14 protein-coding genes and 1 pseudogene are annotated in these 13,245 nt (G+C 44.4%); 5 read left to right on the forward strand and 10 right to left on the reverse strand.

Annotated elements, in window-relative coordinates:
* The first annotated feature begins 134 nt into the window (after positions 1 to 134).
* Positions 135 to 422 carry a BrnT family toxin gene (locus PF479_RS14525; RefSeq protein ID WP_298007869.1) on the forward strand — a complete coding sequence of 96 codons (288 nt, stop codon included), beginning with the start codon at positions 135 to 137 and terminating at the stop codon, positions 420 to 422.
* The gene (locus PF479_RS14530) at positions 400 to 702 is read left to right on the forward strand and encodes a BrnA antitoxin family protein (protein WP_298007871.1); all 303 of its coding nucleotides are present in this window, start codon (positions 400 to 402) and stop codon (positions 700 to 702) included. Before PF479_RS14525 ends, PF479_RS14530 begins: the two co-directional genes overlap by 23 nt.
* A gap of 345 nt (positions 703 to 1,047) precedes the next feature.
* Here the strand turns inward: PF479_RS14530 and PF479_RS14535 are convergent, their stop codons facing one another.
* The 5 genes from PF479_RS14535 to PF479_RS14555 form a co-directional block, all read right to left on the reverse strand.
* Positions 1,048 to 1,404, reverse strand: a complete 357-nt coding sequence (locus PF479_RS14535) for a helix-turn-helix transcriptional regulator (protein WP_298007873.1) — start codon at positions 1,402 to 1,404, stop codon at positions 1,048 to 1,050.
* Positions 1,405 to 1,858: 454 nt separating this feature from the next.
* The gene (locus tag PF479_RS14540; protein WP_298007875.1) at positions 1,859 to 4,288 is read right to left on the reverse strand and encodes a gliding motility-associated C-terminal domain-containing protein; all 2,430 of its coding nucleotides are present in this window, start codon (positions 4,286 to 4,288) and stop codon (positions 1,859 to 1,861) included.
* A 97-nt stretch (positions 4,289 to 4,385) separates the two neighbouring features.
* Positions 4,386 to 4,592 (reverse strand): LapA family protein, encoded by a 207-nt coding sequence (locus tag PF479_RS14545; protein WP_298007877.1) that lies wholly within the window; start codon positions 4,590 to 4,592, stop codon positions 4,386 to 4,388.
* 110 nt (positions 4,593 to 4,702) lie between these two features.
* Positions 4,703 to 6,178, reverse strand: coding sequence for an NAD(P)/FAD-dependent oxidoreductase (locus PF479_RS14550; RefSeq protein ID WP_298007879.1), 1,476 nt, complete (start codon positions 6,176 to 6,178; stop codon positions 4,703 to 4,705).
* Between the two features lie 72 nt (positions 6,179 to 6,250).
* The gene (locus PF479_RS14555) at positions 6,251 to 7,465 is read right to left on the reverse strand and encodes a PAS domain-containing protein (protein WP_298007881.1); all 1,215 of its coding nucleotides are present in this window, start codon (positions 7,463 to 7,465) and stop codon (positions 6,251 to 6,253) included.
* Between the two features lie 130 nt (positions 7,466 to 7,595).
* On the opposite strand from PF479_RS14555, the gene ccsA reads away from it, so the two are divergent.
* The gene (gene ccsA / locus PF479_RS20850; RefSeq protein WP_367277247.1) at positions 7,596 to 7,817 is read left to right on the forward strand and encodes a cytochrome c biogenesis protein CcsA; all 222 of its coding nucleotides are present in this window, start codon (positions 7,596 to 7,598) and stop codon (positions 7,815 to 7,817) included.
* 51 nt (positions 7,818 to 7,868) lie between these two features.
* Here the strand turns inward: ccsA and PF479_RS14565 are convergent, their stop codons facing one another.
* The 4 genes and pseudogenes from PF479_RS14565 to PF479_RS14580 all read right to left on the reverse strand — a co-directional run bounded on the left by PF479_RS14565 (position 7,869) and on the right by PF479_RS14580 (position 10,022).
* Entirely contained in the window at positions 7,869 to 8,114 is a 246-nt protein-coding gene (locus tag PF479_RS14565; RefSeq protein WP_298007885.1) for a BON domain-containing protein, read from the reverse strand.
* 208 nt (positions 8,115 to 8,322) lie between these two features.
* Positions 8,323 to 8,487 (reverse strand): annotated as a pseudogene (locus PF479_RS14570) (IS5/IS1182 family transposase); the annotation flags it as partial.
* A gap of 12 nt (positions 8,488 to 8,499) precedes the next feature.
* Entirely contained in the window at positions 8,500 to 9,792 is a 1,293-nt protein-coding gene (locus PF479_RS14575; RefSeq protein ID WP_298007887.1) for a HAMP domain-containing sensor histidine kinase, read from the reverse strand.
* Positions 9,789 to 10,022 (reverse strand): helix-turn-helix domain-containing protein, encoded by a 234-nt coding sequence (locus PF479_RS14580; RefSeq protein ID WP_298007889.1) that lies wholly within the window; start codon positions 10,020 to 10,022, stop codon positions 9,789 to 9,791. Before PF479_RS14580 ends, PF479_RS14575 begins: the two co-directional genes overlap by 4 nt.
* Positions 10,023 to 10,086: 64 nt before the next feature.
* On the opposite strand from PF479_RS14580, the gene PF479_RS14585 reads away from it, so the two are divergent.
* A complete protein-coding gene (locus tag PF479_RS14585; RefSeq protein WP_298007892.1) occupies positions 10,087 to 11,049 on the forward strand; it encodes a hypothetical protein in 963 nt (320 codons plus the stop codon).
* Between the two features lie 65 nt (positions 11,050 to 11,114).
* Here the strand turns inward: PF479_RS14585 and PF479_RS14590 are convergent, their stop codons facing one another.
* Positions 11,115 to 11,768, reverse strand: coding sequence for a site-2 protease family protein (locus tag PF479_RS14590; RefSeq protein ID WP_298007894.1), 654 nt, complete (start codon positions 11,766 to 11,768; stop codon positions 11,115 to 11,117).
* 253 nt (positions 11,769 to 12,021) lie between these two features.
* Here PF479_RS14590 and PF479_RS14595 point away from each other — a divergent pair, with 253 nt between their 5' ends.
* Positions 12,022 to 13,239 (forward strand): ATP-binding cassette domain-containing protein, encoded by a 1,218-nt coding sequence (locus PF479_RS14595; RefSeq protein WP_298007896.1) that lies wholly within the window; start codon positions 12,022 to 12,024, stop codon positions 13,237 to 13,239.
* Positions 13,240 to 13,245: the final 6 nt, after the last annotated feature.

Here is a 13,245-nt window from a genome sequence, read left to right on the forward strand (position 1 = left end):
CATCTAATGAAATAGGAATCCTAAATCATAACAATAGGCCTTCTACTAAGCCTTACTTTATGAAATCTGTCAGCATATCATTTTCATATCGTTCTATAGTTGCATTATTGTAATTACAATACTATAATTATATTATGCATTTCGAATGGGATGAGGAAAAAGACCAAATCAACATTAGTAAGCATGGCCTCTCCTTTAAAGATGCAAAATATGTGTTTGCCGATCCCTTTGCAATTAGCCGTGATGATTTTACCGAATCAGAGAACCGTCGGCAAATCATGGGACATATTGGCGGTACTTTGCTCGTCCTGGTTGTCTTTACAATGAGAGACAAACAAGGTGAAGAAGTTTTAAGAATAATATCTGCAAGAAAAGCGACAACGGCAGAGAGGAGGAAGTATGAAGCAGGACAGTGGTTTTAGCCCTATGGATGAAGATACAAAGGCCAGACTGGCAGCTCTCGCTGATCTACCGGACTCCCAGATAGATACTTCAGATATCAAAGAGTGGTCTGATGAAGATTTTTCCAAGGCAGTACCTTTTCATGATATCTACAAGCCCAGGAAGGAGCAGATAACAACCCGTATTGATGCGGATATTCTGCTTTGGTTGAAAAGCCATGGGAAAGGTTATCAAACTCTGATGAACGATCTTTTGAGAAAAGAAATGATTGAAGAATGTCGGAAACAAGAGGTCAATTAGTTTCTCTACTTTCTTATTATGGCGGAGTGGTTCGAACAGTTTATCCATTGAAAGGGCAGGATATTAATTTAGCAGAATGACAGGTACAACTCATTTCTTATGACTCTTCATTTTCAATTCTACCGGGTATCAACTACCGGATAGAATAGAAATTTAATATCGTAACAAAGAGGCTGCAGCAGTCAGGCCGTTGGCCTGCAGCTGAGCCGGATGTTACGACTGTTGATTTTTCCCACTAGATTAGTGTACTTGTTTCTGATTCGGAGGATCTCAATATCCAGAACGGTCTCTTGTCAATAATGGCCGGTTCATAGTCAAACTGTCTTTCTATAAAGCTAAGGTTTCCTAAATGAATCTACCAGGAGAAACCTGGAAAATATCAGAAAGTTCATGAGCTATTGCTTTACTGATTCCTCTCGAGCCTCTTTCCATAGCTGAAATATTCTGTTTGGCAATACCAAGTTTCTCACCTAATTCAGTTTGGCTCAAACCATTTCTTTTTCTATAGCGTTTAAGGACCTGCCCAGGTTTTGAAATGTTTGCTCTCTCTCTATACCAGGCTGTTTCTCTTATATCCACAAGCTCATCATCATTGTTGATGATCTCTACTTTACTATAATTATCTGTAAGAAACTTAATGAGCTTCTCCGGAATTTCTTCTGCATTAATCTCAATATGGGGCTTTTTCACGACTGCCAACATAATACACCTCCAATTCTAACCGATCATCACTGAGAACTCTCCAGCACGCGACCCACCGGTAATCCAAGTGACAGTGGAATTCAGTCTTATTCTCATTTAGTGAGCTGAAGTTCCTCCATCCTTTCTGGATCGGTCCTAACGCTCTTAGGTCTTCAACAAGGTCAAAGAAATCATCTTGTCTTGCTGATGGCATCTTTCTGACACTTTTCAAAACTCTGTTTTTAATCTCTACCTTGTACACTATTAAATAGTAATACATATTAGATTACTTGTAAATACCGGAATTTATTAGATTGGTACAACAAGGAAAAGATACGATAAATATTAGAAGCTATCAAACCTCATTTAGGGTTTCGGGGGAGGATTCCCCCTTTGTTTAAATGATATTTGATTATAAATAATTGAGGCTGTCCCATAACTTATGAGACAGCCCCTTTTTTTAACTTTTAAAGATTTACTTTATCAATATAAATTCGACTCGTCTGTTTTTCCATCTGTTCTGCTCATCGCTATGAGGAACGACAGGTCTATAACCACCGTAGCCCATGCTGCTCATGCGTTCGACTTTTATACCTCTCTGGATCAGGGCCGACTTAATGCTTTCGGCTCTCTCCCTGGAAAGGGGCAGTAGAACATCATTTTCTTCAGTCTTCCACTTTTTCTCATCCTTCCAGAGTAATCGAACCGCATGCCCTTCCAGCTGAATATTGTATTGACCATACTTATTCAGAATCTCAGTGAGGCGATCCAGAGTTTTCAGGTTCCTGTTCTTCAAATCAGGGTCAATGGAAAGATAATCAGCAGTAAAGGGTTTAAAATAAATGCTTGAAATACTGATCCTCAGTCTGTCTCCCTCCTTGAGTACCAGAATATCAATAGGGATCGTTTTCTTCACAGAATTCCGGTTCCCGACCCCATCGACAGCACTGACTTCCAGGATATAATCAGAGGCAGACTGAACCAGCTCACCCCTCTTATCCTTTCCATTCCAAAGAAATGATCCATTTTTAAAATTCATAGGATTCAGAGAAAAGAACAGAGATCCAGCGGGATCAAGAATCCGGGCCGTCCAGCTTTTAATTCCTGAAGGATCCTGGGGATCAATATTGATGGTCAGAACATCACTGTCGCCATCATTATCAGGAGAAAAAGGCAGCTTTGAAGTAGAGAGATTGATTTCCGGTTCTGTCAGATCAATTCTCACAGAAGGAACAGCACTTATCTTCTCATAGTTACCTTTGAGGTATTCAACTTCCAATTCACCACGAAAGAGACCTTCTTTGATAGCACCCTCTGTGTTCCGTCCATCCCATGAGATTGACTCGGGAATAAGGGCATTCAATCCCTCAACCTTATAAACCGGAGCATCCGACTCAGTAAGGACTGAGAATTTCCAGGAAATAATGCCTTCTTTCACCGTTGGCTGAGGATAAAACATCACAATATCAGAATCTCCGTCGCTGTTGGGACTGAAAATATTGATGGATTGAGTCAATTGTACGGGAGTAGCCTTTGTATCCACAGCAAAAAGACTGGAGAGAAAGACGGCAGAGTTTCCGGAAGCATCTGTGGCACTCAGCTTATATTGATACAAACCGTCAGAAACCAGAGGACCTGATCCGCTCATCCCATCCCAGACGACAGGCAGCGCACGCTCATACCAGTTCCAGGATCTGATGGCTGTTTTTTCAAACATGATCTGGCCGGTCCAGACTGTTTCCACACTGCTGCTCTGGAATATTTCCACCGTATCCTTCCGTCCATCATTATTGGGAGAAAAAACGGGCAGAGACACTTTAACGACTGCGCTGGGTGGTGTCAAATCCAGTTTGAGTTTTCCCGAAACGGCTTTCTGAATGTCCCCATTGTTATACTGGACTTCCAGGCTGGCATAATAATACCCCTCGGGTAGAGTTTTGCCCGATTTCTTGCCGTCAAAAGTGTAAACTCCTAAGCTGTCTGGCGTTAAATCTTTGATCAGATCTCCTGCAGCATTGATGATCTTTAATTTAGAAGATTTAATCTTGTTTTTTTCTGCGGCCTGTACATCGATCCTGATGGTGTCCATGACACCGTCATCATTGGGGCTGAATTGATCAGAACCCAGAAGCTTCATCTGAACGGGATAGGTTGTATTATCAATAAAGATTTGATCATAACCCAGTTGGAACTTGTTACCGGCCTCATCCGTAGATTCCAGAGAGTAGGAATACTGACCTTCAGGGCTTAACTTGTCCTCCCCGGTCCTGCCGTTCCAGGAAAAATTTCCCGCAATCCTATTCCATTTAAAAGTCTGGATAAGTTCATTTTTTTTATTTTTCACGGAACCGACCCAGAGAGCCTCAGAACTGGATGCCTTTTGATATATGTCCAGAGAATCCTGACTGCCGTCTCCATTAGGTGAAAAAATGGAATAGGGGAAGTACAATTCTGCATAGGGGGCCGTGTTGTCGACAATGATTTTGACAGGTCCTAAAAACCCGTTGTTCCCGGTATAGTCATAAACCTCGACCATCAAATAATAATCGCCGTCTGCAGCCCATTCACCAATCTGGGTTGTTCCATCCCAGAGGACTTCTCCCGGCACAACCGCTGGATGCTTCCTCTTGAAAAGCCCCTTAGGCTCATCTTTCCAGGTTTTTGAAAATACGATTTCATCCAAAGGAGATCGTATTTCTATTGTATACCCCTGTATTTTCAGACCTTTCGTTTCGGGAATGTTCATGGGAACAGAAATGGTATCCATGATCCCGTCCTGATTAATGGGAGAAAGATACAGATCCTTCCCTTCTGCCTCCAGGGGGATTTCTCCCACAAATGTGGCACATCCGGACAAACTCAGGATGAGTAATATAGAAAACAGGACAAACTTCAGATTCTTCATCAACAAGCCTCGATGTATAGTCATAATAATAAACAGGGATATACACTGAACACATAACAAAATCAAAGTCAAAAATTACAATATAAGTCTGTTTATTTTATTTCTTTTTATTTCTTTTCAACTGACCCAGACTGCTTCCGATCCATCCAAAAAGGATTCCGGCAAAAAGCATGGATAACAGCAGAATAAAACGCGGCATGGTCAGGGACCACATGAGAAAATTGACCTGAACCGGTACAGAATTCTGAATGAATAAAATCAGACAGACAATCCCAATGAGAATTCCAAAGATAAAACGAAACATAGATCACTCCTTAATCTGGATCAAACAAGATCCATTATTAAAGCTAGTCTTTTTTTTGTTAAAAAACAAATTATTTTATGAGATTAAGAAGATTGATAATTTATTTTATGTTAAGGATTTATTTCCAGAAGTCTTAATAGCTGATCCAGAGTGTTTCTGATGCCTCCGGGATCACGGGAAGGACCTGAAATATCGGCCTCTTCCAACCCTCTTTCCTTTATCAGATATTCCCTGACCCGGGGTCCGCAGAATCGTCCCTGACAGGCGCCCATACCCGCCCGGGTTCTCCTTTTAACCGCATCAAGGGAACGAATGGGAATTCCCCTGGACAGTGAATCCCTGAGGACTGACTCGCTCACCTGTTCACAGCGGCAGACAAAGCGCTCCGGATCTCCATAGGGACGATCCGCACCGGCAGAGGCTTCCTTCGGCGACTGGAGAGTCCCTGGACGGCATAAGGCTTTCCGATGGGGATCGAAGTCTTCTTTTTCCTGAAGAAGAAGACCTTTTTCTTTTAACAATCCTTCAACCATCAAGGCAATGGCGGGTGAGGATGTCAGGCCGGGAGATTCGATACCAGCCAGATTAAAAAAATCCTCCACCGGCGACTCTTCGATAATAAAATCGCCCCGGTCTCCCCCGGGACGGACTCCGGAGAACATCCGGATCGTCAGCTTCGGATCCAAAGAGGGAACCGACAAACGGGCGGTTCGCATGATGGCAGCCAGGGTTTCCGGGTCGGTTCCCAGATCCTCGGGACTCTGAACCTCTTCCGCATTGGGTCCGATAAGCAGATTGCCCCACACAGTGGGAGTCACCAGTATCCCCTTCCCCTTCTCTGTGGGGGGCTGAAAGACAACCAGATCCAGATCCAGGAGCCGGGCGCTTCCCCTGCGCAGAAGAAGATACTGGCCCTTCCGGGGATGGATTGAAAAGTTAGCCGCTCCTGCCAGGGCAGCAATCTCTGCACTGCCCGCACCTGCCGCATTGATAACATATTTTGATGAAAAGGCCCTGTTGCCGCTTTTAACCTGAAAACCGGAACCCAATTTAGAAATGGCGTCGACCGGGCTGTCCAGATGCAGGGTCACTCCGTTCCGGATGGCATTCTCGGCCAGGGCGATACAAAACTCATAGGGGGACACAATGCCTGTTTCAGGGCAGTGTAAAGCCCCCAGGAGGGCGGGATTCAGGGCGGGAGACAAAGACAATGTCTCATCGGCAGAGAGGATTTTCAGTCCTTTGACGCCATTGCGCTCACCGTTCTGCATCAAATTGTTAAGGGTGATCAGGTCTTCCGGAGCAAAGGCCAGAACAAGAGAACCGGTTCTTCTGAATCCGAAGTTCAATTCCTCTTCAAGCTGGTCATACATCCGGTTCCCCTTGATGCAGAGATCCCCCTTGAGGGTTCCGGCCTTGGCGGTGTAACCCCCGTGGACAATACCCGAGTTTGCCCTGGTGGCCCCGGTTCCCACATCATCCGAGGCTTCCAGCAGGAGGATATTCAGTTTATACCGGCTCAACTGCCGGGCCAGGGCACAGCCCACTACACCGGCTCCAATGATTAGTACATCTGCAGACTCCATGGAAGAACTCCCCCTTGAAATGATATTGATTAAGAATAGTACAGAAGCCGTAACTTTTCCGGTCCTCCCAGGCTACTCATCCAGGAGTCTTTTCTCTCCCTCCAGCCCTCTCAGGGGGGCAATATCCTGACTCACTTCGATAACCCCCTTGTACACATCATCCTCAAAGAGAGGTAAATAGCGGATATGAATGAATCGGTCCCCCATCCGAATCCAGAACTCAGCACTCTCTCTCCGCCTGGCCTTAAAATCTTCTACGATTTTCTGCACCATATGGACGCTGTCCGGGGGGTGGCAATTCTGAACATCCCGTCCAATGATTCCCGGAGACCGGGGAAAGATCCTCTCTTTCCCCTGACTATAATAACGGACCCGATCCTTCTCATCCACATAGGTAATATCCAGGGGAAGATTCTTAAGCATCAGGTTAATCTGGTTGGGCAGCAATGTCCCCACAGACAGATCAATCCCCGGATGTTTGTCTGTCGTTGATACACCAGAATGATTCCCGCAAGAAGAGAATTCTGAAGGAAAGGGAACATCAAAAGCAGTTCCGTATTCCTTCAGTTCCTGATTCATTTTATGGAAGCGCTCCTCCGGTATGGCCCGATAGGCAACAGGAAAGAGGATGACTTCCTCCCGATAGGTCATGGCAGCGATTTTCAGATAAACATCTCCATAGACACGGTTGAATTCCTTCCAGTCCCTCAGGCTTTCAGAGGCCAGCTCCAGTTCCAGAAGCAGGTATTTCAATCCCTTCAAAATGATTTCATGGATATGCCACATCAGTTTGGTACAGCGGAACTCTTTCAAGCAGTCTTCCAGGGCCGATGACAGGGGATATTCCAACTTCTGATAATGGGCACTGAGGTCGGTTAAGATCTTCAATTCTTCCAGGAGGTTGACACGGCAAGACTCATCGGGACCATCAGGAGTAAGGGAAGCACTGAACTCTTTGAAGAGCCTGGGCAGACGGGTTTTATGGGTCTGGAGCGCCCTGTTTTCCTTGAGGAGAATGCTGAGAAAATGATCTTCCGGCAGCGAAAGAGGGGGCTGCTTATCCAGTCCTTTCCCGCAGGCTCTGATAAATCGGGCCACAGAGTTTTCAATTCTACCAAAGTCATTTGAGTGGGTTAAAAGCTCATCGATGGCATTGTTGACCTGCCAGGAAGTCGCATTTTCCAGAAACACCCGGTATTGCTCAAAGCCTTCACGGCTCCGGATTCCTTCATATAAGTCAAAAAGATACTCATATAAGGGATTTTTGCTGTTTATTATTTCACTCATAAAAATTTTACTCCTGCCCTTCCATAGCTATACCATAGTCTGAGTCAGGATGCAGTAATTTGGTAAAAAAAAGTAAGAAAATACCCGGTCTGTTCAGAAGATTCTTTGTCATCATGTCCGGAATGGCACATTGTCAGGGGAAGCGGCCTGGGGTTCCTTCTGGTCCTGGGACCCGAAGGAGACATGGTCTCTGATTACCTGGCTCTTTTATTCCCTCTACCCTCATTTCAGGATCTATAGGAAGAGAGGTCTCAGGCTGTGCTCCTGGATTGCAGTTATCGTATTTTTATCGACCCTGTTTACTTTTTTCGGGGTGAATTACTTTATGAGGGGACTTCACAGTTATAGTTAGGATTGAATCCAGGACGGAGATATAATCAATCCGGCCGGATTGTTGATAAAATCAGCACTTGAAGCGGAGGGTATTAACAATAGCAACATCGCCGGCTACTTCTGCGGCAATCTTCTCAATTTTTTCAATATCACCTTTGCTATCCACCCTACCGGAAAGCTGAACTTCCAGTGTAGGAGAAAAAAAGCTACCCTTTTTCACAACACTAACCAACATCCCAGTCATTACGATATTGGAGTCATTAGCCTTAACGGCAGCCATGATTTTATTTTTGAGATTTTCCGTTTTTGAAGACATACATTTTTCCTTTTACTCCTGAGTTATTTTTATGGAGTATGTACTATTATAGTCGCATTTGTACTATTTAAATAGGGTTTACTGAAAAAGTCTTTCAGGCAACCCTATTTCTCCTGATTTTGAATCTTTCTTCAATTTCTCTCATTTCTATGGAACACATTTTGTCCAAGTTTATGACAAAAATTGAAAGGAAGATCTCAGTTTCTATTGGGGGACGACCAAGAGGTTCTTCAGTCATCCGGAGATCCCGATCTTTACAGTATTTTCTATTCTCTCGATTCTGGTAAATCTTATCCGCGTGAACAGATTCTGGATAATAACCATACCGTTCTTTGTATTTTTCAATCTGATAAATCAAATCACCAGCCTCATTGGAAATTAGATTTTACTCCGCCTTTGTAAAGAACTGTAATGTTACGGAAAATCCGGAGGGGATTCTGCTTCCAGCGGTAAAAGTGGCACCATGAGCCTCTGCAACAGCTTTGACAATGCTGAGCCCCAGACCAAATCCCCCGCCGGATCTCTTCCCGGCCCGTGAAGAGTCTCCCAGAAGAAAAGGTTCTCCTGATCTTCCAATCAGTGATTCAGGCATTCCAGGTCCCTCATCCGAGACCTCAAGTATGAACCCTTGTGAAGAACTGGTATCGATTAAAACCTCAATCGGGCTTCCCGGTGCATGGCGGAGACAATTCTCAATCAGATTCCTGAGCAGTATATCCATCCTGCCGCGGTCCAGAGAAGCCGTTTTCTCCAAGCCTTTTCGGACAATTGTGAGAGTCCGGCCTTTCACCAGGTAAGGATTGCACACAGACTCTACCCAGTCCTGCAGCTTGACTTCCTCAGTGTTTAGAATACTTCTCTGAGTTGTCAGTCTTCGTTGTTCAAGCAGGTGTCCTGTCATTCGGTCAAGGATATCAATTTCTTCATTGAGAGAATCTTTTATACGCGGATTGTCAATGAATTCGAGGGCTACTTTCATTCTGGTCAGGGGGGATCTGAGTTCATGACTGACAGCCACTAACAGATCATGTATCGACAGGACATACTGCTCTATCCTGTCTGCCATGGAATTCAATGTTCTGCCCAGGGTTGCTAATTCATCAGATCCCCTGGGCCGGACTCTTTGTTTCCAGTCAGAAACACCAAAACCCAGAGCGACGGCATTCATTTCCCGGAGTGGTTTTAATAAATGATGCACCATAAGGTAGCTGATAACCAAGGCCGCCAGGATTGAGAAGGACATAATAAGCCAGACTGAAGCAGACATGTGATAATCTGTGTGAAAATCCATAAAAAGATACTCGTAATCAGCCCTTTCAATTTCGATAATCGGATCAGCTTTGGAGAAAAAAAACAAGAGATCATCGTCATGAATGGGCCAGCTCTCATCCTCAATGAGATCTCCCGAACTGGACCAGTGGACTTCCGTTCCGTTAATCTCAATTTGTATCCCTGTTTCATCAGAAAGGCTTTGCGCTACGGAAAACACAGGTGGGGTCCCGATCTGGTCTGTCAGGATGGATGCGTAATTCCGGATATTATTCATAGAGATATCTATGTTTTTGGAATTCGCTGCCAGGAAACGCACTGCCAAAGCACCGCAGCCTATCAGTACAAAGGCGACCATATAAGCCGACAGAAGTTTTACAAAGACAGATTTAAAAGGATGTATTGTCATGATTGCTCTCCAATGAAAACATACCCGAAGCCATGAACTGATTTTATAAACACAGGATGCCTGGCACTTTCTCCCAGCTTAGCCCGGAGTCGGCTGATCAGAATATCGATGGAACGGCTGAAGGTATTCGAGTCAAATCCCTGAAGGTGTTTCATGAGTTCATCCCTGCTGAACTTTTTACCTGGAGAATGCACGAGTTGGAGGAGTAATTCATATTCCATGGATGTCAAACCAAGAGGTTTTTCGGAAAGGTAGGCTTCTCGTTCATGAGGTTTTACTTCTAGGTTTCCAAATTTGGCTCTTGCAGCAGTATTGTGGATTCCCCTGCCCGGTTTCAGAACTTTCCATCAGTGGATTCTTAAAACGATGAAAGGGGGGAGCGATTTGAATTATGATCGGTCAAAAATGCTTCATAGAACCTTCATTCTTTTGATAGGAGGAATCCTTTTGCTTCATATTACAGAAGCAGAGCTGGTTTCCAGCGTCAGTCCCCTATCAAAGATCCTGTACTGGCTTCTCTACGGCAGCAGTTTCGGACTCTTTCTACTCTCCCATAGTAAAGCCTTCAGAGTAAAATCAGAAGTTTTGGCAATCGAAGAGAAACAGGGTATTATCACCATTCATCTCCAGCCTGAAAAGTCCATCCGATATCAAAGCGGTCAATTTACTTTTATGAAAGTGGATAAGATTGCAAAAGGAAGGGAGGAACACCCATTTTCATTTCTTTCTCATTCTCCCTCCTCTGAAGACAAGTCAAAAATTGAACCGGTATCCGTAGCCGTGAGAGCTGTCGGTGATTTTACTGGGAATTTAATTCATTTAAAACCGGGGGACAGTGTTCACCTGGGAGGTTCATACGGTAATTTCAGACCGGGAAAGGAAAAGGCTCTCTGCTTTATTGCCTCTGGTATCGGCACTGTTCCCATTCTCAGTATTTTCAAAGAACTTCACTCCAAAGGGGATACAAGAAAAATACAGTTATTTCTGGCAGTCAACCATGAAGATGAGCTTCCTGAACGGGTTAAGATATTGGAGCTTGTATCCCACATGGAGAATGTCCAGGCACATTTGATGGTTTATAATAAGGCCAGTCTTAGATTTTCTGAAGAGTTTTTCAGAGAAAAGTTGACTGACTATATAAATTACTCCTACTATCTGTGCTCTTCTCCCGGTGTAAGAAATCTGGTTTTCAATGCTCTGAGGAATATGGGCATTAAAAAATCATCGATTCATTATGAAGCATTTTTTTTTAGCTGAAATATTTTTCACTGGCTGTGATCCCCTTTGGTATCAGTGACCATGCAGCCGGTTAGAAGTGAGGACTAACTCGCGACCTCGGGAATGATGATTCTGATCATAAAATTGAGTATCCCTCCCATCATGCGGCTGATGGGCAGAATCTCCACATCCAGAATGCGGTTGATCAATAAAATACCCAACAGCAGATACAATCCGAAACGGTTGTAGTTCATGATGAAATTCTGATTTTTATTGAAGATTGCTGTGATGACCCGGGAACCGTCCAGGGGCGGAATGGGAATCAGGTTAAACACAAAGAGGAGAATATTGATGATCAAAACATATTGAATGACACTGATCACATGCTCATTCTGCAGGAAAGCCAGAGCGTCCACCAGAATGATCAGGCGGAGGAGAAAGGTGAAGACCAGGGCGATCAATAAATTGGAGAGAGGCCCGGCCAGTGAGGTAATCACCAGTCCCTGATACTTCTTTTTATAGCTGTCAATATCAATATGAACAGGCTTAGCCCAACCGAATCCGACTGTTAACAGCATCAGAGTTCCCCAAAGGTCAAGATGCCGCAGCGGGTTCAGAGTCAGACGTCCCTCCAGCCTTGGAGTTTGATCTCCTAAAAGAGAAGAGACCCACCCATGGGAGAACTCATGAACCGACAGACTCAGCAACAGGATGGGAACCAGAAAAAGGATCTCCTGCATTGACAGTTTAAAAATCACTATGTGTCTCCCTACTCAGCAGTTTTCAATATAATCATAGAATCAGTATTTTACATAGATTACAAAGAATTTACACGTTCATAACAACTTTAATCCAAAGTAAGAGTAGATTGAACATGGGCATAATCCTATGACTTTATCCTGTTTATACAATTATTGAGCCGCTTCAAATTTTGAAGCGGCTCATTTTATTTGACTTTATTATATTCTGTTATAAACTGTTATAATAGAACATATCTTATGGAGGACTGTTATGACCCACAAAGATAAGACCCTGACAATCAAAGAAGTGGCAGAATTTCTGAATATTTCCAACCAGATGGTTTACAATCTGATTCGGGACAGGAAAATTGAGGCCTTTAAAGTAGGCAGTACCATCCGGATTTTAGATTCAGACCTCTTTGCCTATATTGAACAGCAGAAACTGGATTTTCACGGCTCCGATGAGGCCCTTGAAAACTCGGATGAAAATCTGTTTGTCGTGAAGAAACTGAATTTCCGGAGGGAAGAGTTCCAGCTGCAGGATATAAGCTTCCAGATTCCCCGTGGGAAAATACTGACGATCCTGGGGCCTTCGGGTTCCGGAAAGACCATGCTGTTAAAAGCCCTGGCCGGAATAAACCAAAATGATAGCGGTGCCGTCTTTCTTGGAACGAAAAGAATGGATACCCTCCCCGCCAGTGAGAGGAATATTGGCTTTGTCTTCGAAGACTACGCCCTGATGAACCATAGAAGCGGTCGAGGGAATATCCGCTTTCCCCTGGAAGTCATGAAGACAAAGACAATAAAGAAGGAAGAGATTGATCCTGCCGTGGAAGCCATGGCCCGGGAATTGAATATCAGCAGAGCCGATCTGGACCGGCTTATTTCCGTACTGCCCGAAGGAATCAAGCAGTTAATAGCCATAGCCAGGGCAGACATCCGTAATATTGACATACTGATGATGGATGAACCTCTGACCCATCTGGACACAAAGAACAGGCTTCAAATGAGGACCTTCTTGAAAGGACTGGTAACAGGGTTGGGCAAAACGACGATTATCAGCCTCCATGACCCCGAAACAGCCTTGGCTCTGAGTGATTATCTGGCAGTTCTGGATAAGGGAAGACTGATACAGTTCGGAACTGCCCGGGAACTGTACAATGCGCCCGCCCACAAGATAGTCCTTGAAATGACCTCCCGATTTGCCGTGAGTAAGCTGGATGTATCAGTGAAAGATGGACATCTGAATCTCTTTCCCTATGAATCTGATAAAAAAGACGGGGATTATCAGCTCCTGATCAGGGCAGATGAAATCACACTCTGCGAAAGCTCCTCGGGTATCAGGGCCAGGATAAAGGACCGTCATCCCCTGGACGGAAGCAGGATTCTCGCCGACTGCAGCTCCGACAGTGGAGATCTGGAGCTGATTCTGCCGACGGAAACAGATGAAGAATTTTCTTTCAGACCGAAGTCGATCCACCTTTTTTAGGCTTAT

This window comes from Oceanispirochaeta sp., from assembly GCF_027859075.1.
Taxonomy (GTDB): Bacteria; Spirochaetota; Spirochaetia; order DSM-2461; family DSM-2461; genus Oceanispirochaeta.

Bases quoted from the DNA above. Each gene is read 5' to 3' on its own strand.
- PF479_RS14575 (WP_298007887.1), bottom strand. From the start codon at position 9,792: ATGACAATACATCCTTTTAAATCTGTCTTTGTAAAACTTCTGTCGGCT.
- PF479_RS14565 (WP_298007885.1), bottom strand. From the start codon at position 8,114: ATGTCTTCAAAAACGGAAAATCTCAAAAATAAAATCATGGCTGCCGTT.
- PF479_RS14595 (WP_298007896.1), top strand. From the start codon at position 12,022: ATGACCCACAAAGATAAGACCCTGACAATCAAAGAAGTGGCAGAATTT.
- PF479_RS14525 (WP_298007869.1), top strand. From the start codon at position 135: ATGCATTTCGAATGGGATGAGGAAAAAGACCAAATCAACATTAGTAAG.
- PF479_RS14550 (WP_298007879.1), bottom strand. From the start codon at position 6,178: ATGGAGTCTGCAGATGTACTAATCATTGGAGCCGGTGTAGTGGGCTGT.
- PF479_RS14535 (WP_298007873.1), bottom strand. From the start codon at position 1,404: ATGTTGGCAGTCGTGAAAAAGCCCCATATTGAGATTAATGCAGAAGAA.
- PF479_RS14540 (WP_298007875.1), bottom strand. From the start codon at position 4,288: ATGAAGAATCTGAAGTTTGTCCTGTTTTCTATATTACTCATCCTGAGT.
- PF479_RS14545 (WP_298007877.1), bottom strand. From the start codon at position 4,592: ATGTTTCGTTTTATCTTTGGAATTCTCATTGGGATTGTCTGTCTGATT.
- PF479_RS14530 (WP_298007871.1), top strand. From the start codon at position 400: ATGAAGCAGGACAGTGGTTTTAGCCCTATGGATGAAGATACAAAGGCC.
- PF479_RS14555 (WP_298007881.1), bottom strand. From the start codon at position 7,465: ATGAGTGAAATAATAAACAGCAAAAATCCCTTATATGAGTATCTTTTT.